Origin of the sequence: Sphaerisporangium flaviroseum (genome assembly GCF_039537005.1) — a bacterium.
Taxonomy (GTDB): Bacteria; Actinomycetota; Actinomycetes; order Streptosporangiales; family Streptosporangiaceae; genus Sphaerisporangium; species Sphaerisporangium flaviroseum.
The window spans coordinates 256,332-277,511 of the sequence record NZ_BAAAZR010000002.1 but is presented as its reverse complement, the minus strand read 5'-3'; the positions used below and the strand labels follow the sequence as shown (position 1 = coordinate 277,511).

At 68.5% G+C, this 21,180-nt stretch carries 15 protein-coding genes; 3 read left to right on the top strand and 12 right to left on the bottom strand.

The window, feature by feature from the left end; all coding sequences use genetic code 11:
- Positions 1-52: 52 nt before the first annotated feature.
- The 12 genes from ABD810_RS07490 to ABD810_RS07435 all read right to left on the bottom strand — a co-directional run bounded on the left by ABD810_RS07490 (position 53) and on the right by ABD810_RS07435 (position 17,670).
- On the bottom strand, positions 53-598 hold the full coding sequence (locus ABD810_RS07490; RefSeq protein ID WP_344936012.1) for a hypothetical protein: 546 nt from the start codon (positions 596-598) through the stop codon (positions 53-55).
- A complete protein-coding gene (locus ABD810_RS07485; RefSeq protein WP_425566862.1) occupies positions 595-1,425 on the bottom strand; it encodes a carbohydrate ABC transporter permease in 831 nt (276 codons plus the stop codon). The genes ABD810_RS07490 and ABD810_RS07485 overlap by 4 nt, the downstream gene beginning before the upstream one ends.
- Entirely contained in the window at positions 1,422-2,372 is a 951-nt protein-coding gene (locus ABD810_RS07480; protein WP_344936010.1) for a carbohydrate ABC transporter permease, read from the bottom strand. Before ABD810_RS07480 ends, ABD810_RS07485 begins: the two co-directional genes overlap by 4 nt.
- 48 nt (positions 2,373-2,420) lie before the next feature.
- The gene (locus ABD810_RS07475; protein WP_344936008.1) at positions 2,421-3,698 is read right to left on the bottom strand and encodes an ABC transporter substrate-binding protein; all 1,278 of its coding nucleotides are present in this window, start codon (positions 3,696-3,698) and stop codon (positions 2,421-2,423) included.
- 291 nt (positions 3,699-3,989) lie between these two features.
- Positions 3,990-5,603: a cellulose binding domain-containing protein gene (locus ABD810_RS07470; RefSeq protein ID WP_344936006.1), complete on the bottom strand. Its 1,614-nt coding sequence runs from the start codon at positions 5,601-5,603 to the stop codon at positions 3,990-3,992.
- A 327-nt stretch (positions 5,604-5,930) separates the two neighbouring features.
- Positions 5,931-7,637: a formylglycine-generating enzyme family protein gene (locus ABD810_RS07465; RefSeq protein ID WP_344936004.1), complete on the bottom strand. Its 1,707-nt coding sequence runs from the start codon at positions 7,635-7,637 to the stop codon at positions 5,931-5,933.
- Positions 7,638-7,927: 290 nt separating this feature from the next.
- The gene (locus ABD810_RS07460; protein ID WP_344936001.1) at positions 7,928-9,463 is read right to left on the bottom strand and encodes a glycoside hydrolase family 43 protein; all 1,536 of its coding nucleotides are present in this window, start codon (positions 9,461-9,463) and stop codon (positions 7,928-7,930) included.
- A gap of 22 nt (positions 9,464-9,485) precedes the next feature.
- Entirely contained in the window at positions 9,486-12,482 is a 2,997-nt protein-coding gene (locus ABD810_RS07455; RefSeq protein ID WP_344935999.1) for an endo-1,4-beta-xylanase, read from the bottom strand.
- 197 nt (positions 12,483-12,679) lie between these two features.
- Positions 12,680-14,053: a glycoside hydrolase family 5 protein gene (locus ABD810_RS07450; protein WP_344935997.1), complete on the bottom strand. Its 1,374-nt coding sequence runs from the start codon at positions 14,051-14,053 to the stop codon at positions 12,680-12,682.
- A gap of 61 nt (positions 14,054-14,114) precedes the next feature.
- Complete coding sequence (locus ABD810_RS07445; RefSeq protein WP_344935995.1) at positions 14,115-14,972, bottom strand: carbohydrate ABC transporter permease; 858 nt, start codon at positions 14,970-14,972, stop codon at positions 14,115-14,117.
- A complete protein-coding gene (locus tag ABD810_RS07440) occupies positions 14,969-15,967 on the bottom strand; it encodes a carbohydrate ABC transporter permease (protein ID WP_344935993.1) in 999 nt (332 codons plus the stop codon). Before ABD810_RS07440 ends, ABD810_RS07445 begins: the two co-directional genes overlap by 4 nt.
- A 410-nt stretch (positions 15,968-16,377) precedes the next feature.
- Positions 16,378-17,670, bottom strand: coding sequence for an extracellular solute-binding protein (locus ABD810_RS07435; protein ID WP_344935991.1), 1,293 nt, complete (start codon positions 17,668-17,670; stop codon positions 16,378-16,380).
- A gap of 247 nt (positions 17,671-17,917) precedes the next feature.
- On the opposite strand from ABD810_RS07435, the gene ABD810_RS07430 reads away from it, so the two are divergent.
- The 3 genes from ABD810_RS07430 (at position 17,918) to ABD810_RS07420 (ending at position 21,170) form a co-directional block, all read left to right on the top strand.
- Positions 17,918-18,934 (top strand): LacI family DNA-binding transcriptional regulator, encoded by a 1,017-nt coding sequence (locus ABD810_RS07430; RefSeq protein ID WP_344935989.1) that lies wholly within the window; start codon positions 17,918-17,920, stop codon positions 18,932-18,934.
- Between the two features lie 236 nt (positions 18,935-19,170).
- Positions 19,171-20,202 (top strand): Gfo/Idh/MocA family protein, encoded by a 1,032-nt coding sequence (locus ABD810_RS07425; RefSeq protein ID WP_344935987.1) that lies wholly within the window; start codon positions 19,171-19,173, stop codon positions 20,200-20,202.
- A 29-nt stretch (positions 20,203-20,231) separates the two neighbouring features.
- The gene (locus ABD810_RS07420) at positions 20,232-21,170 is read left to right on the top strand and encodes a DUF6807 domain-containing protein (RefSeq protein WP_344935985.1); all 939 of its coding nucleotides are present in this window, start codon (positions 20,232-20,234) and stop codon (positions 21,168-21,170) included.
- The last annotated feature ends 10 nt before the right edge of the window (positions 21,171-21,180 follow it).

Below are 21,180 nucleotides of genomic sequence, written 5' to 3'. Positions count from 1 at the left end.
TCGGGCGATTTCCGGCATGGCTGAACTACACCTCCGTGCATAGCTGGTCAGGTCAGGCGTGCAGTGGAGACATTCGGGCGTCCACGGCGACGGCGGCGAGGACGAGCTGGCCGAGGGCCAGCGGGGTGACGAGGGGAAAGGCCGAGCAGACGACCATGGCGACGACCACCGCCATGGCCAGCAGCGCCGTCCCGTACAGGTCGGCCTGGACGGCGGAGCGGAACGCCCGCGGCCAGCCGAGCCCGGGCCGCCACGCCGCGGCGCACCGCAGGGCGAGCGCGGCGGCGGCCAGCGCCACCAGCGGGACCAGCACGGCGAGCGCTTCGTGCCCGGGAAGCCCGGCCCGCACGGCCACCCAGTCGAGCGTCAGCACCAGGCCAAGCGCGACCGGCGCGGCGAAGCCGAGCGGCCCGGCGCGGGCCACGGCGACCAGACGGCGGCCGTAGGGCCGCACGCCGACCGACGTCCGCTCCGCGTCGCGCAGCAGCGCGCACCCGGCGGTCACCGCGGCGAACGTGGTGACCAGCGGCAGCGAGGCGAGGAACACCAGCACTCCCAGCAGGAGCGACTCCGACAGGAGTGTGAACCGGCGGCTCATCCCTTGAGTCCCGAGGTGGCCAGGCCCTGGACCAGGAAGCGCTGGAAGGCGGCGAAGAACAGCAGGATCGGCACGAGGGAGAGCACCGACAGGGCGAACATCGGGCCGAAGGACGCGGCGCTCTCCTGCAGGTCCACGAACTGGCGCAGGGCCAGGGGCAGCGTGAGCCTGTCCGGCGAGGACAGGTAGATGAGCTGGGTGAAGAAGTCATTCCAGGTCCAGATGAACGTGAAGATCGCCGTGGTGATCATCGCGGGCTTGATCAGAGGCAGGGTGATGTGGGCGAAGATCCGGACCGGGCCGCAGCCGTCGATTCTGGCGGCCTCGTCCAGCTCACGCGGGAGCTGCCGGATGAACTGGACCATCAGGAAGACGAAGAACGCGTCGGTGGCCAGGAACTTCGGCAGCACCAGCGGCCAGAACGAGTCGACCATGCCGAGCTGCTGGAAGATCGTGTACTGCGGGATCAGCACCACGTGCTGCGGAAGCATGATCGTGGCCAGCATGAACGCGAACAGCGGGGTGCGCAGCCGGAACCTCAGCCTGGCGAAGGCGTAGGCGGCCAGCGAGCAGGTGACCACGTTGCCGATCACCGCGCCGCCGGCCACGATCGTGGAGTTGAGGAAGTACCGCCAGACCGGGGTGTCGGCGGCCCCGCTCAGCACCGAGGCGTAGTTGCCCAGCGTGAAGGTGTCGGCCCACAGCCCCACGCTGGAGGCGATGCTCCCGCTCGGCTTGAACGAGCTGGCCAGCAGCCACAGGATCGGGTAGAGCATCACGCCGAGCGCGGCCAGCACGGCCACGTGCCAGATCGTCCGGCGGATCACCGCTCGCCACCCCCGTAGTGGACCCAGGAACGGGCCGACCTGAAGATGAAAGTAGTGACGAGCGCGATGCCCACCAGCAGCACCCAGGCCATCGCCGAGGCGTAGCCCATCTTGAAGTCGACGAAGCCCTTCTGCCACAGGTAGAGCGTGTAGAACAACGTGGAGTCGCCGGGGCCGCCGGTGCCGTTGCTGACGATGAACGCCGCGTTGAACACCTGGAAGGCCCTGATCGTGTCGAGCACCAGGTTGAAGAAGATCACCGGCGAGAGCATCGGCACCGTGATGGACCAGAACCGCCGCCACCATCCTGCGCCGTCCACCGAGGCCGCGTCGTACAACTCGGCCGGGATCTGCTTCAGCCCGGCCAGGAAGATCACCATCGGGGCGCCGAACTGCCAGATGCCCAGCAGGACGAGCATCAGCAGCGCCAGGTCCGGGTCGGTGACCCAGCCGCCGGTGTCGACGCCGAAGAACGACAGGATCCGGTCGGCCGCTCCCTCGGTGGAGAACATGGCCCGCCACACCAGAGCCACCGCGACGCTCGCGCCGAGCAGGGACGGGGCGTAGAACGCCGAGCGGTACAGGCCCTGCGCGCGGCTGGCCCGGTCGAGCAGCAGGGCCACGGCCAGCGCCGCCACGAGCTGCGCCGGGACGGACAGGACCACGAACTTCACCGTCGCCCAGACCGCGTTCACGAAATGGGGGTCCGTCGTGAACAACCGCGCGTAGTTGTCGAGGCCGACGAACGAGGGCGCCGTGAACAGGTCGTAGTCGGTGAAGGACAGGTACAGCGAGGCGAGCATCGGGCCCACGGTCAGCAGGACCGCGCCCGCGACCCACGGCGAGAGGAACAGGTAGGCCACCCCCGGCCGCTCGCCGTAGGCCGTCCGGGGCGGGGCGGCGGAGGGCGCGGCCCGCGCCCGCTCCAGCGTGGAAGGACGTGTCACCGCGCCCGTCCCCGTGAACGTTTCATGAGCACATCTCCTCGGCCCGGGTCAGCCGGCGATCGTCTGCTGGGCCTCGGCGAAGTACCGCTTGGCCGCGTCGGCCGGGGTCGCCTTGTCGTACATCACGTCCTGGTAGTACTTGTCGAACAGCGTGAACAGCGTTCCCGCGCCCTTCGGGGGAGCCGGCGGCCCGGGCTTGAGCTTGCCGGCGACGAGTTCCTCGTACTCGTAGACCTGCTTCCAGGCCCCGGTCAGCGTGGGCGCGATCAGCGCGCGGTTCTTCATGTTGGCGGGCAGGCCGCGCGCCATGCCGAGGATCTTGGCGGCCTCGGGGTCGTTGATCACGAAGTCGGTCAGCTTGAGCGCCGCCGCCCGCTGCTTGGTCCTGGCGGACACGCTGAGCAGCATGGGCGGCTCGCCGTACAGGCCGAGGTCGGCGCCCACCTGCGGCAGCGGCGCCAGTGCGTAGGGGTTGTCGTAGGCCTCCCAGGCGTTGGGCGCGATCGTGGAGTCCGGCTGGAACTCCGAGGCCGACAGCTTGCGCGGCACCGGCGTCCCGGCCGGGTTCACCGCGGTGATCTCCCCGGGAGTGGCGGCGCCCGCCTTGCGGAACCTGGTGGCCATCTCCCACCAGGTCAGGACATCCTGCTCGGTGTAACCGAGCGCGCCGTCGGCGGTGTACAGGCCCTTGCCCTGCTGCGACAGCCACACCTTGAACCACGACTCGATGCCGCCGAAGTCGCTGGCGCCGTAGACCTTCCTGCCCGTCTTGTCGCTGATCTTCTTGGCGGCCTCGAAGTAGTCGTCCCAGGTCCAGCCGAGTTTCGGCTCGTTGGCCCCGGCCCGCTTCCACAGCACCGGGTTGTAGACCATCACGACGGCGGTCTGCCCGAGCGGCAGGCCGTACAGCTTGTCCCCGAGCGTGCCGAGCCCCATGACGTCGGGCTTCAGGTCCGCCGTCTGGATCTCCTTGCCGACATGCGGCCGAAGGTCCAGCACGGCGTTTCGCTCGGCGTACTCCCGCAGGTGACGGTCGCTCATCTGCATGACGTCGGGCGCGTTCCCGCCCGCGGTCTCGGTGGCGAGCTTCTGGAAATAGGCGTCGTAGATGGCGGTGCTCGTGACGACCTTGATGTTCGGGTTCTTCTTCATGAAGAGCTGGACGACCTCGTTGGTGATCTTCGCCCGCTGGTCGCTCCCCCACCAGGCGAAACGGATCGTCACCTTGCCATCGCCGCTCTGACCGCCGCCACCGCCGCCACAGGCGGCCGACGCCACCATCAGGCCGGCCGCGAGCGTTCCCGCCAGAACCTTACGTATGAGCATCTCGTCTCCTGTGGGGAAGCGCTTTCCCTGGGATGAGGCCCGAAGGCCTCGACGGACATGCTGTTAGCGCTCACCTCGGTGTGTGACGAAGCGCTTCGACTTCGGGCCCGTCACAGGCACCTCAATGTTTACAAGCTCTTTACCGGGGATTAAAACGTTTTCGTCAAAGAAGCACAAGACCCTATTGTCGGCGCCCTTCCCGCCCCGCTCAGGCCTGCGCCTGAGGGCGGACACCGCCCTCGAGGCACAGGCCGAGTCACCGGTGGACCGAGGTCGCTCGGATGGGCTTGATCACCTCTTCGCGCAGGCGGCGCCGTTGAGCGTGAAGGCCGCCGGCGCGGCGTTGGCGCCGCTGTAGGTGGACTGGAAGCCGAAGCCCGCCGTGCCGCCGTTCGCCCCGATCGTGCCGTTCCAGCCCACGTTCTTCACCGTGACCTGGGTTCCCGACTGCGTGGTGACGCCGTTCCAGGTGTTGGTGATCTGCTGGTTGCCGGTGAACGCGAACGCCAGGGTCCAGCCGTTTATCGCGCTGCTTCCGCCGTTGGCGATGGTGACGTCGGCGGTGAACCCGTTCCCCCAGTCGTTCGTCTTGTAGGTCACCGTGCACCCGCCGGGCGACACGGTCGGGGTCGGGGTGGGCGTCCGGGTCGCGGTGGGCGTCGGGGTCGGGGTGGGCGTCAGAGTCGGGGACGGAGACGGTGAGGACGTCGGGCCGGTGCCGCTCTTGGCCGCCATACGGGTCGAGTGCGCGCGGAACACGGCCAGAGCGGGATCGCCGCTCTTCACGCTGTGCGGGTCTCCCCCGGCGTTCTTGTCCGGGTACCACCAGAAGGCCGAGCCGTCCCCGCCCCTGGCCTCGAAATCGGCGAACAGCGAGGTCCACCAGGTGACCCGATCGGCGTTGCCCTCGGTGTTGAACTCCCCCATGAAGAACGGCTTGCCGACCACATCGTGCGAGTCGGAGATCCACCGGCCGATCAGGGTCCTGGTCTGGTCCAGGGTCAGGTTGGCCCAGCTCGCGTTCGGATAGGGGTGCGCGGAGGTGAAGTCGATGAAGGGCGACTGGTGGATGTAGACGAAGGGGTTGCCTTCGTCACCGCCGAAGCCGTACCTGGACTCGTGCCCCTCCAGGCCGGCGCCCACCATATGGTTGGCGTCGATGCTCTTGACGTAGGAGGCCATCTCGTCGACCCACTTGCGCAGGGTGGCGCCGCTCCTGTTCTCGTCGGCGCTGACGTCCTGGTAGCGCGGCTCGTTCATGAGCTCCCAGGCGAAGATGCCCGGCTCGTCCTTGTACTTGAGTCCGCTGTAGTGGTTGGTCCGGTTGAGCGCGTGGTTGACGTAGTTCTTGTACTGGGTGAAGCAGCCCGGGCACCTGGCCTTGTCGAAGAACACGGCCCGGCCGGGGTGCCCGCCGTTCAGGCCCTCCCACGCGAGCCGGGTGTCGATGCCGCCGTAGGCCTCCCAGTAGTTCTCGAACACCGGGATGAGCCGGATGTCGTGGGCCTTGGCCGACTCGATGACGTAGTCGAACAGCGCGAACTGCTGGTCGTTGTAGACGCCCTTGGCGGTCTCGAACCCGTGCCAGCTCTCGTGGCTGAACATCCACAGCCGCAGCACACTGACCTTGTCGGCCTGCAGCTCGGCCATGTGCGCGTCGATGCGAGCCTTGTCCATGTACTGCGTCTCGGTGTCGCCGTAACTGCCGCCGTAGGTGAAGACGTCGTAGGTGTTCGCCCCGGCGAAGTAGTACGTCTTACCACTCACGCAGAAGTGGACGCCGCAGCGCTGCACGAATCCCGAGATCGCCGCGTTGGCACTCGGCAGGACGAGCGCCACGGCACCGGCCGCAAGAACCAGGACCAGCGACAGCAGCGGATAGACCAGTCTGGTCCGTCTTCTCATGGATGTTCCTCGGGCCGGCATGGCAGTGGGAGCGCTCCCGCCAACATAGAGCCCGCCTGCCCCCTCGCCACGGTTCCGGCCGCCCGCCGTGCGCCGTCACACCGGACAACGGCTTGACCTGGTCAGCGTCCGACCAGCCGCTTCCGACCCCATGAAATTTTCACCCCCACCACCACCTCTTGACGGCGACAGTGCCCGCCTGTTCGGACGATGCTCGCCTACGAGACCGCCCTGGGCCGGCGGATGCGCGGCTGAGCTGAAGATCACGCACGTGCGGAAAACGGGGTTAGGCGAGGTTCGCCGCGTGCACCGATACGTCGATCTGGCTCACCTGTTCCGCCCCCATGGCAAGGGCGAGTCCTTCGCTTCGCCGTCGATCTCGGGTGGCCGTCGTTCACTGATATGCCGAAACGCGTCCTGCGCGACCCAGCGTTTCTCGGCATCCTCGATGTCGATCTGAACGAGCCGCACCCCCACGTTGCCTCTGCTGGAGGAGCTCCGAGTGAGATGTCGTAAGCGGAAGCACGATGCGTGGTCCGCCAGAGACCTGAAGCTTTCTCCCGCCAACCGATAGTGGGCACGCCTGCTCGGTTCCCTGCACCACTCGACGATCTCATGAACATTGCCGCAACAGTCGTCGATGCCATGCCGCGAGCGTCCTCCTGGCAATGTCCCCACCGGTTGAAGGCGCCCCTTCTCTTCCCAGGAGTACGTGAGATTCGCCCGGAGTGGGTCCGCCGGCTCGGAGCCCCAGGGAAAGAGGGAGTGTTCACATCCCGCTAGCGTGATCCACTCGGCGGCAGTCGGTACAGCCCACATCTTCCCCGATCGGTAGGCCCTCTTGTTGCACTGGACGAGCAGTCTCGTCAGGTTTTCCGCCAACGCCTCTTCTGGCGCGGGTCGCTCCAGTTCGATGACGTAGGGATAACCGGCCCGGCCCTCCGCCGGTTCCAGATCATGCAGCAGGCGAACGGCGTCGCCCATGGTCAGGGGATACCCTGTGGCCGCGAAGCGGTAGTCGCACAGTTCGCCGGCCGGGATGGATTTCAGTCTGCCGGCGAAGTCGTATCCGTCGGACTGACGGTATGTCCGGGTGAGGCTGCGGAGCCTGCCGAAATGGTGTCGCATCTGAGGTGTGGCGTCGTCGGTCAGCTTACGTTCCTCGACACCGAGGGCCTGATGGAGCTCTTTGCGCAGGACTGGATCGTCGCGAACGACCTCGAAGAGCAATCCCATGACTGAGGAGAAGCGACTGGCGGACTTATCGGCCTTCTTCACAATGTCTTCGACCATCTGCTCTATCGGCCAGGCCGTACGCGGCCCTGAAGCGGCCCGCCGCAGGAGATCGAAAAGAGACGCCCAGGCCATGCGCAGCTGTGTCTCCCGGGCCTGCTCCTTGGCTTTGAGGATCTTCTGACTCTGCTCGATGAGCCACAACCGCGAACCTGGATCTTGCTTGGCCGGGTGCAGGACCATGTCTGCGGCGAGCACGGCCAAGAACTCCGCCACGGAGGTGACGCGCACACCAAGCCCGTGAAATCGAGTCACCGCCTCCACGACCCCGCCCCTGGCCAAGATGGCCTCCAGGATCGCGAGCACGTTCTCCAGCGCATCATCCTGAGCGGCGTCGAGCGGCTTGCGATCTCCTCGGAGGATGTCGGCGGGCGCGGAATGAAACTTCACGTCGTAGCGGGCCAGCAGGTTCGTCAGACGGATGCTGAAGTCAGGCTCGTCGCTTGCGGTCGCGGGCGGTTGCAGGTTCCGGACCTCCACTCGGCCCCAGGTCGCCCCCCACCGCTCTGCGACGGCTTCCGACTCTCCGCAGGCGATCACGCAGTAATAGAGCCCATCACGCGTCGGATAGCGGTGCCCCTTGATGTAGTCGTGCAGCGAGGAGGAGGAGTACTTTCCGTCGATCCGCCTGGCCATCTTCCGCGTAGACGGCCTCCCTCTAAGGACGTGCAGGCGGCGCAGGAGAAGCTGCAACTCCTCCTTTGTCGTGACGGAGGCTAAGTCAACATCGTCGGCTTCCATGAGGCGACCACTAGCCGTCCAGTTTTGTCCAGACATGTCACGACAGCGTAGAAGAACGGCCAGTCGCTGTCTCGGAGTGTTCGAGTATCTACTGGACATCGCCCCCATCGGGTCTTCTGGATACGCAATCACCCGAGACCGAGGAGGCTCCGATGAACGAGGTCTGTCGCCACGCCAAGCTGTACTGGCGTATCCGTATCGTTCTGGAATTCGTGAAGACGGCGCTCTGGGCCGTTCTCCAGATCGCCTGGCACTCGTGGCCCTGACGGCTCACCTTGTGGGTGGCGCGCCTAGACGGCCGGCAGTGGGAGGTACTCGAACCAGTCGAAGTCGGCGGCGGTGCCGGTGGGGTTGCCTTCGCCGGAGAGGTACATGCCGATGTAGGCGCCGATGAAGCCTCCGGCCACCGAACTGCTGAGCACCCGGCCGTCCACCGGCTCGCCGAGCGGTTTCCACTCCCCCGGCGAGGTCGCGTACGACATCTGGTACTCCTGGCCGTGCGCCTCCACGCCGAGCCAGATCCGCCCCGGTGGCACGTCGGCCCGTACGAGCACGCGGTCGACGCCGGCCTCTCGCCTGATGACGACCAGCCCACTGGTCGTCATGACCAGCAGGATGTGGAAGTCGTCGTTCTGGACCAGGGCCAGCCCGGCGCGCTCGTCGTTCTCGGGGGTGAACTCCATGGCGGCGTGGACGGCGAAGTTCTCGTGCTGCTGCCGCCGGGCGATGAGGCTGGGGTTGGTCCACTCCGTGAGCGACTCCGGCCGGCCCCGAAGGCGCAGGTGCCCTGGGCGCTCGGTGAGCGTCCAGTACGGCTCACGCGGTGTGCGAAGGTGGTTCCAGTGGGGCGCGAGCCGCGTGGCGTCGAAGTTGTCGCAGGCGGGTGCGGCCGGCCACCGGTGCGGGGGCAGGTCAGGCCCTTCGGCGGTGAGCTCGACCGGGCCGGCCACCGGCCAGCCGTCCTCCCATCGCACGCGCGTGAGGAAGGTCTCCCGGCCGAGGTTGTAGTGATGGCCGCCGTACGGCCGCATGGCGAGCAGCACCATCCACCACTCGCCCCCCGGGGTCTGTACCAGGTCGGCGTGGCCCGTTCCGACGATGGGGTGGTCGCGGCCGAGGTTGCGGTGGGTGAGGATCGGGTTGCGCGGGCTCCCGGCGTACGGCCCGGTCACGTTCTGGGCGCGCGCGACGCTGAGGGCGTGGTCGTGGTCGGTGCCGCCCTCGGAGACGAGCAGGTAGTAGGTCTTGCCGATCTTGTAGATGTGCGGCCCCTCGGCCCAGACCGCGCCCTTGACCGCGCCGTCCCAGAGCACGTGCTCCTCTCCGAGCAGCTTCATGCCGTCGAGGTCCAGCTCGCGCAGCCAGACCTCGGTGTGGCCTTCGTACCGCTGGGGCCGGGCGGGGCGGCAGCCGTGCGCCCACACCCGCCCGTCGTCGTCGAAGAACAGGGACGGGTCGAACCCCTCGGAGTCGGCGAGCCAGTACGGTTCGCTCCACGGCCCGGCGGGGTCGGTGGCGGTGACCAGGAAGTTCCCCGACTCCATCAGGCCGTCCACCAGCGTGGTGATCATGTAGAAGACGCCCTCGTGGTGTCTCAGCGTGGGCGCGTAGATCCCCCCGCTCGGCCGGATGCCGTCCACGGGGAGCTGCGACGCCCGGTCGAGCACGTGCCCGATCCGCCGCCAGTGCACCAGATCCCTGCTGTGGAAGATCGGCACGCCGGGGAACCACTCGAAGGTCGAGGTCACCAGGTAGTAGTCGTCCCGCACCCGGCAGATCGACGGATCCGGGTGGAACCCCGGCAGGATCGGATTGCTGAAACGCACCACGCGCGGCCTTTCGGTCTGTTCACTTGACCAGCTCGAGCACTCCCCAGCCCGCCGTGCTCAGGTAGGACCGGCCAGAAGCGTCGTTCCAGGTCACGGCCGCGGTGCGAGTGGCGCCCGTGGCGTCGTTGACCTGGATGTCGAAGCCGAGGAGGTCTCCCCTGGCCGGCGAGATCGTCGGCAGTTTGATCGACGCCTCGACGACGTAGCCGCCGGGCACCACCTTGGCCGCGCTCGTGAGGTTGTCCTTGATCGCGAAGGCGTCGAACGTGCCGCCGACGCTCTGCCGGCCCGAGAAGGAGACGCGGTACTGCCCGTCGTCATCGTCGTATCCCTTGGTCTTGCCGTTGCCCGGGTCGACGAAGATCTCGACGGAGTCCTGCTCCCACGGGTTCTGCGACTCCTCGCTGAGCTGCGGGTCGGTGACACGCGCGAGCACGTACAGGCGCCCGGCGTCCCACAGCGCCCGCACCTTCGCCGTCGCACCGGTGGTGCCCTGGATCCAGGTGGCGGTACGGATCTCGGGGGCCTTCGCCCAGGCCGCCTCGGCGACCCCGTCGACGACGGGGGTGCCCTTGGGCGCCGCGGCGTGCCTCACGGCCGGGGTGAGGGTCAGCTCACCCTTCCAGGAGACGTCGCTCCTGGCATCGTGGGCGAGCAACTCGAACGGCAGCTTCCCGCCGAGCGCCGCCGAGGCGGGCAGGAGGGCCTCGACGCGGTATCCGCCCTGGACTGCCCGGGTGCGGTACCACCGGGCCCGCCCGTCGCGCCTCATCACATGGCCGGTGTCACCGAGCCGCACGGTGACCGTGTCCGCCGCGCCGCGCGAGGGGTCGCGTACCTCGGCGAGGACGGCGAGCCCGGCGGAGGACCAGCGTGCCTGGAAACCGGCGGCCAGATCACCGACCCGGGCGATCGGGGTGTCGGGGAGCAGGTTCCACTGGAGCTCGCGCTCGCCGTCGATCGTGACGGTGGCCTGCGGCGCGTCGAGCCGGCGGGTCAGCGGCGGAAGCCTCGCCGGGTCTGCCACGCCCCAGTAGGCGGGCTTGGCCTGCAGCTCGTCGTCGAACAGCAGCGGCGGGTTGAGCCGGGTGATCGGGAAGGACGACAACCATGTGCCGTCGTCGGCGAGGCCCCAGACGGTGACCGAGGACAGGTGGGACGCCTGGCGGCGGAAGACGTCGAAGATCTCCTTGTAGCGGTACCCCTGCTGGGCCAGGACCTCGGCCGGCACCGTGGTGTAGGAGGAGACGAAGTCGGTGTAGACGCTGACGTCCAGCTCGGTGACCTGCTGGTCGACGCCGAGCCCGGCGAAGAGCTCGATCGTCTTCTCGATCTCCGAGGCGGGCGGCTGCTCGATGTTGACGTGGAGCTGGTGGCCGACCGCGTCCACGGGCACGCCTTCGGCCTTCAGCTTCCTGACCAGCTCGAAGAAGGCCTGGCGCTTGCGCGGCAGCTCGGTGTTGTAGTCGTTCAGCACCAGCTTGGCGGCCGGGTCCACCTCGTGGGCGACGCGGAACGCCGTGCGGATGAAGTCGTACCCGGTGACCTCGAACCACGGGCTGCGGCGCATGCCGTCCGGCTGGTTCTCGTCGACGACCTCGTTGACCACGTCCCACGTCTGGATCCTGCCCTTGTAGCGGCCCACGACGGCCCTGACGTGGCTCTCCAGCCGCCGCAGCAGCAGGGCCTTGTCCTCGGGCGTGGCGGTCAGGCTCCGGTCCCCGTCCTTGAACACCCAGTCGGGGGTCTGGCTGTGCCAGGCGAGCGTATGTCCGCGGAACTTCAGCCCGTGCTCGGTGGCGTAGTCCACCAGGTGGTCGCTCTCGGCGAAGGTGAACTCCCCTTCCCGCGGCTCGGTGGCGTCCCACTTCAGCGCGTTGCCGGGGGTGACGCTGTCGAAGTGCTTGGTGAGCAGTTTCCCGTGCTCGCCGAGCGTCTGGGCCCGCGCGATCGCCGCGCCCACGTCGAAGGACGGCACGTCCTTCAGCGACGGGATGTCGGCCTGGATGGGCTTGGGCGGCACGTAGGCCAGTGTGAAGTCGTCGATGTAGAACGGGAAGGTGCCGCTTGCGGATTCGACGTACACGCTGAGGAAGTCCACGTCGTAGGCGAGCGTGTATGAACCTTTCAGCTGCGTCCACCCGCCGGCCGTGATCGCGGTGGGCGCCACCACCCGGTCGTAGCTAGCGGTGCCGGCCAGCCGCCGCTCCACCGAGAGCCCGAGGTCACCGGAGGCCGTGTCCGGGCCGAGCCGCACCCACAGGGACAGCGTGTACTTCGACCCCTTGGTCATCTTGCCGAGCACGCCGAGGGAGGGCCCGTCCCAGGAGGCCGACCTGCCGGTGGTGAGCAGGGCGGCGGTGCCGCCGTGGGCCTCGGCGGTGCTGACCGCCAGGGACGCGGAGGCGCGCGGTGACCATCCCTGCGCGCTGCCGCTCTCGAAGTCGCTGGTCACGCCCGACTGGCCGGGGTCGCTGCTGGAGGTGATCGTGATGTCGTCCAGGTGGTACTGGCTCGTGGCGTCCGAGCTCTCCGCGTAGAGCTGCAGGGTGGAGTCGGCCGTGTAGGTGTACGTGCCCGCGATCTCCACCCAGGCGCCGTCGGTGACCGTGCCCGCGCCGACCCGCTCGTAGACCGCCGTCCCGCCGGCGGGCGTGCGCTCGACGGTGAGGGCGATCGTGCTGGACGGCTGACCGGACGCGAGGCGCGCGTGGGCGGTGATCGCGTACGTCACCCCCTTCTCCAGTGGCGGGCTGATGGCCGCGCCGTGCCAGGTCTCGGTCCTGCCGGTCGTCAGCAGGGAGCCGCTCCCCGAATGCGCCACGTCCGGGGCCACCCTGACCGAGACCCCGGAACCTCGTGGCGTCCATCCCTGCGTGGTGCCGTCTTCGAAGTCATATTTCGCGATTTGTACCGCCTCGGCGGCTTCCTGCACCGCCTGCGCCGCGGGGGACGACAGGACGGACAGCGGAAGGCATAACAGGAGCGCCGCCACCCAGGAACGGGGTAACCGCATGCTGGTCTCCTCAAGGTCAGGTAGAGGAAGTACGGATCAGTGGCCATCGGCTCCCCGCCGTAGGGCGGCGCCTGCTTCGCCGTACCACGACCCACGGTCTCGGCGCCGGCGAGCCGGGCACGGGCGTGGGAGGCGGGGGGAGGTCGGGTCGGGTCGCGGTCACGTGGGATCGTAGGTGCAGGTCAGGTGGGGTGAGATCAGGCGAGGTTGGAGGTGAGGAGGTCGAGCAGGGGGTCGCGCCGCACGCAGTTGCCGAGCGCGAAGGAGTCGGCCAGGGCGAGCAACTCGCCGTCGTCCAGGCCATCGAACAGGGAGGCGTACTCCGGCACCAGCGCCTGCGCGATGAGGATGTGCCGGATGAGGTCGTCCGCCTGGTAGCGGGCACCCCAGGGATACGGCTCCCACAGGGGGAACTCGCTCTCCACGAGATGGTGCAACGGCGCCAGCACGTCACCCGACTCCTGCGTGGTCGAGCCCCAGCGGTCCGCGCCCAGCCGCTTCTTCTTGGCCACGAAGTCCCCGAACCGCCCGAGGTACGGCCCGGCGGGGTCGGCGTGGACCAGTCCTTGGAGCCCCACGTCCTTGTAGGTCCACAGCGACCAGCCCGCCTCGTACCCGTCGAAGATCTCGAGCTGGTCGGCCAGGATCTGGTAGCGCTGCTCGTCGATGGCCGGGTCACCGGTGTAGACCGGACCGAACTCCCCGACCCACAGCGGCGTGCCGGTCTGCCGCTGGAAGGTGGTGCGCTTCTCGAAGGCCCGCTCCAGGTGGCCCCGGTCCACCCACTCGCCCAGCGTGTACCCCGGGTACGGCCCACCGTGGGCGAACCCGGCGAGCGCGTAGTCATGGCAGACGAACACGGTGTTCTCGTACACCTCACGGAAGATCGAGAAGTCCGTGGAGTAGGTGTTGCCGTCGAGGAAGAGCACGTGCGCGGGGTCCACCGCGCGCAGCGCCTTCACCAGGCGATCGTAGAACGGCCCGATCACCCGGCCGCCGACGTCGCCGGGCTCGTTGATCGGGTTGTATCCCGCCACCCACGGGTTGTCCTTGTAGTGGTCGGCGATCGCCTCCCACAGGTGGACGGCACGGTCCTGGAAGTGCCGGTGCCGCCAGAAGGAGGCGACGTGGGTGGGGTTGTCGGAGTGCCAGTGCTGGTTCTGGGAGCCCGGCAGCGCGTGCAGGTCGATCACGCTGTAGATGCGGTGCTCCGCCAGCAGGTCGATGACGCGGTCGAGGTGGCGGAACCCGGTCTCGATGATCTCCATCGGCCGGTCGTCGGACTCGAAGTGGCGGTAGTTCACCGGGATGCGCACGCAGTTGACGCCCATGCCCGCGAGCAGGGCGGCGTCCTCGGGGCCGAAGAACGACGTCAGCAGCCGGTCGAAGAACAGCTCCTGCCGGTCCTCTCCGATCACGTTCCGTACGGCCTCGCGCATCGAGGATTCGTTCGCGGGGTAGCCGGTGATGAAGTTCTCCATGTTCATCCAGCCCCCAAGGCCCACTCCGCGCAGCCTTACGGCGGTGCCGTCGGCGGCGACGAGGCGGGATCCGGACACACGCAGGGTCATCAGCTACTCCTTGGGTCAGAGCCGTACAGGCCGCAAAGCTCGGAATACCGTGGGACGCGGGTCATCCCTTTGTCGCTCCCGCGGTGAGTCCGCCGATGAGCTGACGCTCCGCGACGGCGTAGAACGCGAGGGCGGGAACCATCGCGAGAACGACATAGGCGAGGATCCGGGCGGTTTGGGCGGAGTACTGTCCGTAGAACTGCTGGACGCCGAGCGGGATGGTCCACCAGTTGGGGTCGTTGAAGATCACCAGCGGCAGGAAGAAGTTGTTCCAGCTCGCCACGACGGCCAGCACCGACACGGTGGCCAGGGCGGGCCGGGCCATCGGCAGCAGGATGCGCCAGAAGAAGCCGAACGAGGTACAGCCGTCGATCGTCGCGGCCTCCTCCACCTCCCGGGGGATCGTCCGGAAGAACGCCCGCAGGATGATGATCGTCATGGGGAGTCCGAAGGCGGCCTGCGGCAGGATCACGCCGAACGGGTTGTCCAGCAGCCCCATGGTCCGCAGCAGGACGAACAGCGGCAGGATCGCCACGGCGAACGGGAACATCAGCCCCATCGCGAACAGCGTGTACAGGAACTCCCTGCCGCGGAAGGCGAAGCGGGCGAACACGTACGCCGCCATGGCGGACAGGCCGACGACGATGAGCGTCGTGGCGACCGCGACGAAGACGCTGTTGACGAGCTGGCGCCAGAACGAGGCGGCGAACAGCACGTCGGTGTAGTTCTCCGGGACCCATGGCGAGGGCAGGCCGAAGGGGTTGGTCGACAGCTGGCCGGTGTCCTTGAAGCCGCCGATCAGAGCGAACAGCAGCGGCACGACGACGAACGCGCCGAGCACGAGCACGACCGTGTGCAACGAGATGGTGCGGAGCCTGCCGAGGCGGGAACCTGACTGCTCCTTGCCGTGCGTGGTCATCGCTGGTCTCCCATGGTCGTGATCGCTCCTTGGGTGTCGCGGCGCATGACGAACCGCTGATAGCCGAGCGCGAAGACCAGGCTGATCAGGAACATCACGACGCTGATGGCGCTGCCGTAACCGATCTGGGAGCGCTTGAAGCCGAACTGGAACATGGTGACGGCCATGGTCTCGGAGGAGTGGATGGGCCCACCGGCGGTGAGCACCCACACCAGGTCGAAGAGCTGGATCGCCCCGATGATGGACAGGAAGACGCTGATGCGGATCGTCGGTCCGAGCAGCGGCAGGGTGACGTAACGGAACTGCTTCCAGGGGGTGGCGCCGTCGATCGCGGCCGCCTCGCCGAGCTCTTTGGGGATGCCCTGCCGGCCCGCCAAGTAGAGGATCATGTGGAAGCCGAAGTACTTCCAGGTCATGACCACGAACAGCGACATCATGACCGTGGACGGCTCGGCCAGCCAGCTCGACTGCAGACTCTCCAGGCCGACGGCACCGAGGATCTGGTTGGCCAGGCCCGTCTCCGGCGAAAGGATCATGGTGAACAGCACACCGGTGATCACTTCGGAGAGCACGTACGGCGCGAAGAACAGCAGCCGGTAGAACGCCCGGCCGCGCATCTTCTGGTTGAGCAGCATCGCGATCGCCAGGGACAGCGGAAGCTGGATCACCAGCGACAGGATGATCAGCAGCGCGCCGCGCCGCAGGTCGCCGAGGAAGACCTCGTCGGCGAACATCCGGGTGTAGTTGTCCAGCCCGATCCAGTTCTCCGGCAGACCACCGAGCCCGTTCCACTTGAACAGGCTCGTGTACGCGGCCACGGCGATCGGCGCCAACACCAGCAGCAGGAACAGCACGAGCGCCGGCAGCAGGAACAGCGTGATCGTCGCCAGACCCCTGAACCGGCGACGACGTGAGGAGGGGGTGGAGCCCGGGCTCGCCCTACGCGGTAGGCCCGCCGCGGTCTTCGGCCGGTCGGTCAGCACGGGTCGTGTCATCGTCTTCCCCCAGCGTGGAGCCCCGGGCACAGCCCTGGGGAAACGCGGCACGGTGCCGCTCGGTGGCAGGTGGATGGGCGCCGTCCGCGGGAACACCCGGGGAGGGCGCCACGCGGTGGCGTGTGGGAATGTGCCCCTCCGCGGGAAGACCCGCGATGGGCGCCCCGCGGTGGCGGATGGAAGGGCGCCCTCCACAGCAAGATCCCAAGGAGGACGCCTCGCGGTGGCGGATGAGACCATGCGGTCTGCGGGGCCGCTCCGAGGAGGGCACCCCGAGGCGGTGGGCGTGCCGTAGCGGGAACCACGACGCCACCGAGCCCGTGAGGTACACCACCGGCGAGCGCCGGCCCGAGCCGGGCCCGCCGCCGGTCACGGCGTGCGTGGTTCCCACTTCGCTGTCCGCGCCTTCGTTACTCGGACTTGGCGGTCTCGGTGATGGCCTGGGTGACCTGCTCGGGGGTCTTGGAGCCGGCGATCAGCGCGGCCACGCTGTCGTTGACCTCCTGCCCGACGGCGGGCGGGTAAGCCTGGTCGAGGTAGAGCTGGAACCCGGTGGCGCCGGCGAGCTGCTTGGCGACGACGGCGAGGTTCGGGTCCTTCACCACGTTCTCCTCGCCCTTGAGCACAGGCTGGATGCCGCCGGTCTGCACCGCCTGGGCGTGGATCTCCTTGCTGGAGAGGAACTTCAGGAAGTCCACGGCCTGGGCCGGGGCGTTCACGCCGACCGCGTAGCCGCCGCCGCCGCCGAAGGCGTCGGTGGCGGAGCCCTTGCCGCCGTCGACGGCAGGGAACGGGAAGAAGCCCAGCTTGTCGCCCAGACCCTTGCCCGCGTCCGCCTCGACGGTCGGCGCCCACTGGCCCATCAGCTCCATGGCGGTCTTGCCGTTGCCCATGAGCGCGGCCTGACCGTCGGGAGTGGAGTAGGACGCGCCGAGGAAGCCCTTCTGGAACGGCTGCAGGTCGGCCAGCTCCTTGAGCTTCTGGCCGGCCGCGATGAAGTCGGGCTTGTTGAAGTCGTCGTCGATCGCGGCCTGCTTGAGCGCGTCCAGGCCGGCGATGCGCATGGCGAGGTAGGCCCAGTAGTAGTGGCCGGGCCACTTCTCCTTGCCGGCGAGCGCGATCGGGGTGAGGCCGGCCGCCTTGAGCTTCTTGACGACGTCGAGGAACTCGGTCCAGGTGGCGGGCGGCGCGGTGACGCCTGCCTTCTCGAACAGCGTCTTGTTGTACCAGAAGCCGACCATGCCGATGTCCTGCGGCACCGCGTAGGTCTTCCCGTCGAACTGGTAGGCCGCCAGCGCGGCCGGGGTGAAGTCGGCGATCCAGGTGGCGGCCTCGGACGAGAGGTCCTTCACCAGGCCGGCGTCGATCTGCTGCTTCAGCACGCCACCACCCCAGGTGGTGTAGACATCCGGGGTCTTCCCGGACTGCGTGACCGTGGAGAGCTTGGCCTTGAACGCCTCGTTCTCGATGGGGACGTTCTTGATCGTGACGTTCGGGTGCGCGGTCTGGTACTCCTTGACCTTCTGCGCGTAAAAGCTTTTCATTGGTTCGGTGGTGGAGATGTTCCACCACTCGATGGTGACCTTGCCGGCCGACGTGGTCCCCGTCGCCGTCCCACCCGTGTTCGTCTGCCCGCCGCAGCCTCCCGCCAGCAGCACCGCCGTCGCGGCCAGTAAGACCACACTTCGCCGACTCAACGACATCCTCGTGGTTCCTTCCTCATTTATGCACCCGCTGCGAGACCTACGGACTCCGCGCCGAGAACTTTGAAACTTTCTTTGACACCCCCGAATATTTCGTGACCCGGAGAGTACGTAAACCCCCCGTAATACGTCAATAGCCGCGCAGGAGCGTGTTCACGATGCCGAGGACAGCATGCCGTCCCGAAGTGCACTCAGAACAGCGGCTCCGGCTGGGAACTCCCGAAAGCTTTCGGATACACTCCGTCGCATGTCAGTGAAGAGGCGGGTCACCATCGCTCTGATCGCCGAAGAGGCGGGGGTGTCGGTCCCCACGGTCTCCAAAGTCGTCAACGGGCGCCCCGAGGTCGCACCGGAGACGCGCCGCCGCGTCGAGCGCCTGCTTCACGAACACGGATACAAACGGCGCACCGGCCAGGGGGACGGCCCGGTCGGCCTGATCGACCTCGTCTTCGCCGAGATCGAGAGCCCGTGGGCGATGGAGATCATCCGCGGGGCGGAGACCGCCGCCCGCGAGGCCGAGGCCGGCGTGGTGGTCTCGGTCCTGCACACCCACTCCGGTCCGGGCCGTGACTGGCTCGACCGCATCGCGGCCCGCCGCACCGACGGTGTGGTCCTGGTCGCCTCGCGTCTGACCCGTCGGCAGCACGGCCAGCTCCTGGCCCGTTCCATCCCCTTCGTCATCGTCGACCCGGAGGGCGAGCCCGCCGCCGACGTCGCATCGGTGGGGGCCACCAACTGGCATGGCGGCCTCGCCGCCACGCGCCACCTGCTGGAGCTCGGACACCGCCGCATCGGGATGATCGGCGGGCCGCCCGAGATGCTGTGCAGCCGGGCACGCATCGACGGCTATCGCGCCGCCCTGGAGACCGCGGGGGTGGCCGTGGACCCGGAGCTGATCCGCTACGGCGACTTCCTCGTCGACTCCGGCCACGTGCACGGCAAGGCGTTCCTCGAACTGCCCGACCCGCCCACCGCGATCTTCGCGGGCAGCGACATGCAGGCCTTCGGCGTGTTCGAGGCCGCGCGCCGGGCCGGGCTGCGCGTTCCCGACGACCTGAGCGTGGTCGGGTTCGACGACCTGCCGCTCGCGCGCTCGGCGTGGCCGCCGCTGACCACGATCCGCCAGCCCCTGGAGGAGATGGCGGCCCTGGCGACCCGCATGGCGCTGGAGATCTCGCGGGGGGTCTCCCCCGAGAACCGCAGGGTCGAGCTCGCCACCGACCTGCTGATCAGGGACAGCACCGTCCCGCCGCGTACCGCCTGAGCGGCCTTCCCATCCGAAAGTTTCGCACCCTCCTCTTTCGTGACATGAGGAGGTCTTGACGTATGCCACTATGCCGCTTTAGTTTCAGGGCGCGAAAACTCTCGTAAAACTTCTGAAACTTTCGGAAGGAACCCGGTGCCCAGACGAGCGTACGTCACCATCGCCGCCGGGCCGGGCCTGGCGCGGAAGCGCCACGGCGACGACGGCGCCCAGGTCCTGGTGGGGAGGCACACGGGATGATTCGCGTCGCCATCGTCGGCACGGGCGGCATCGCCGACCTCGGCCACATGCCCGCGCTCGCCGCCGAACGCCACCGGGTCCAGGTCGTGGCCGCGGTCGACGTCGACGGCTCCCGGGCCAAGGCGTTCTGCGCCGCGCACGGCATCCCGCAGGCGTACATCGACCTCGGCGAGATGCTGGCCCGCGAGCGGCCCGACCTGGTTCACATCTGCACACCGCCCTACCTGCACGCGCGCCAGGTCGTGGAGTGCCTGCGCGCCGGAGCGTGGGTCTGGTGTGAGAAGCCGCCGTGCCTGTCACTGGCGGAACATGATCGGATCACGGCGGCGGAGAGCGGCACCTTCGCCGCCGTGATCTTCCAGCACCGCTTCGGCTCCGGCGCGCGCCACCTGCGGCGGCTGGTCACCGGCGGGGAACTCGGCCGCCCGATGGTCGCCCTGTGCGTGACGGCGTGGTACCGCGACCACACGTACTACTCGGTGCCCTGGCGCGGCAGGTGGGAGACCGAGGGCGGCGGCCCGACCATGGGGCACGGCGTCCACCAGATGGACCTCATGCTGTCGGTGCTGGGCGACTGGGAGGAGATCCGTGCCATGGCCCGCCGGATCGACCGCCCGGTGGAGACCGAGGACGTGTCGATGGCGTCGGTCAGGTTCGCCAACGGCGCCATGGCCTCGGTGGTCAACAGCGTGCTGTCACCCCGCGAGGAGAGCTACCTGCGCTTCGACTTCGCCGAGGCGACCGTCGAGTTACGGCACCTGTACGGGTACAGCAACGACAACTGGACCTGCACTCCCCCGCATCTGTGGAAGCCGCCGGACGACGTGCCGAGCTCCCACGCCGCCCAGCTCACGTACCTGCTGGACGCCTACGAGCGCGGTGAGCGACCGCCGCTCAGCGGCGCGGAGGGGCGCCAGACGCTGGAGTTCGTCACCGGACTGTACGCCTCGGCGTTCACCGGGAGGCCCGTGCGGCGCTCCGAGCTCACCATGGACAATCCGTTCTACCATCGCCTCGACGGGGGGTGACCTGTGACAGGCACCGGACGGATGGCCCCATGAACGCGAGCGCCCTGAGGGACACCGGCACCGAGTTGATCGCCGAGGTGGCCGGCGTCGAGCTGATGCGGTACGTCTACCGGCCCGCCATGCCGGCCTTCGAGGGGGTCAAGCCGTACTTCCATCCGCTGCGCACGACGGCGGGGGACATCGTCACCGGGTACCGGCCGCACGACCACCGCTGGCACAAGGGCCTGCAGATGACGGTCTCCCACCTGTCGGGCCAGAACTTCTGGGGCGGGGGCAGCTACGTGCGGGAGCGGCGGGACTACGTCGACCTGCCCAACGTCGGGTGGATGCGGCACGAGGAGTTCACCGCGCCCGGCCGCGAACGCCTCACCTGGCACACGCAGGCGGGTGAGCACTGGGTGGACGAGGTGCGTGAGCTGAGCGTGGGGGACGTCGAGGACGGCTCCTGGGCGCTCGGGCTCGCCACCTCGATGACCAACGTGCGAGGGAAGCCGCTGCGCTTCGGCAGCCCGACGACCGAGGGCAGGCCCATGGCGGGGTACAGCGGGCTGTTCTGGCGGGGTCCGCGATCCTTCACCGGCGGGCAGGTCATCGCCGGCGGCGGGCAGGGCGGCCCCGAGATGATGGGGCGGACGGCCTCGTGGCTCGCCTACGTCGGGGAGCACGACGAGGTGGACCGCGCCTCGACCCTGCTCTTCCTCGCCGAGCCGGGTACCACCTGGTTCGTGCGCACCTCCCCCTTCGCCGCGGTGAACCCCTCGCTCGCGTTCTTCGAGGAGGTGGAGCTGCCACCCGGCGAGACGTGGAGCCACCGCTACCGCGTGGTGGTCGCGGACGGCGCATGGGACCGCGATCGCCTGGAGGCGTACGTGCGAGCCCATCCGCTGCGGACCGGCGAGGAGGCTCCGACGACGGCGGCGGACGCGCGGGCCCGTTCCCTGGAGACGGATGCGAGGGCGCGGCCATGAGCTTTCCTGG

What these genes read in the sequence shown, in the direction of transcription:
- ABD810_RS07445 (WP_344935995.1), bottom strand. Translation starts at nt 14,972, where the DNA reads ATGACCACGCACGGCAAGGAGCAGTCAGGTTCCCGCCTCGGCAGGCTC.
- ABD810_RS07450 (WP_344935997.1), bottom strand. Translation starts at nt 14,053, where the DNA reads ATGACCCTGCGTGTGTCCGGATCCCGCCTCGTCGCCGCCGACGGCACC.
- ABD810_RS07455 (WP_344935999.1), bottom strand. Translation starts at nt 12,482, where the DNA reads ATGCGGTTACCCCGTTCCTGGGTGGCGGCGCTCCTGTTATGCCTTCCG.
- ABD810_RS07465 (WP_344936004.1), bottom strand. Translation starts at nt 7,637, where the DNA reads ATGGAAGCCGACGATGTTGACTTAGCCTCCGTCACGACAAAGGAGGAG.
- ABD810_RS07420 (WP_344935985.1), top strand. Translation starts at nt 20,232, where the DNA reads ATGAACGCGAGCGCCCTGAGGGACACCGGCACCGAGTTGATCGCCGAG.
- ABD810_RS07490 (WP_344936012.1), bottom strand. Translation starts at nt 598, where the DNA reads ATGAGCCGCCGGTTCACACTCCTGTCGGAGTCGCTCCTGCTGGGAGTG.
- ABD810_RS07470 (WP_344936006.1), bottom strand. Translation starts at nt 5,603, where the DNA reads ATGAGAAGACGGACCAGACTGGTCTATCCGCTGCTGTCGCTGGTCCTG.
- ABD810_RS07430 (WP_344935989.1), top strand. Translation starts at nt 17,918, where the DNA reads ATGTCAGTGAAGAGGCGGGTCACCATCGCTCTGATCGCCGAAGAGGCG.
- ABD810_RS07475 (WP_344936008.1), bottom strand. Translation starts at nt 3,698, where the DNA reads ATGCTCATACGTAAGGTTCTGGCGGGAACGCTCGCGGCCGGCCTGATG.
- ABD810_RS07440 (WP_344935993.1), bottom strand. Translation starts at nt 15,967, where the DNA reads ATGACACGACCCGTGCTGACCGACCGGCCGAAGACCGCGGCGGGCCTA.
- ABD810_RS07435 (WP_344935991.1), bottom strand. Translation starts at nt 17,670, where the DNA reads ATGTCGTTGAGTCGGCGAAGTGTGGTCTTACTGGCCGCGACGGCGGTG.
- ABD810_RS07425 (WP_344935987.1), top strand. Translation starts at nt 19,171, where the DNA reads ATGATTCGCGTCGCCATCGTCGGCACGGGCGGCATCGCCGACCTCGGC.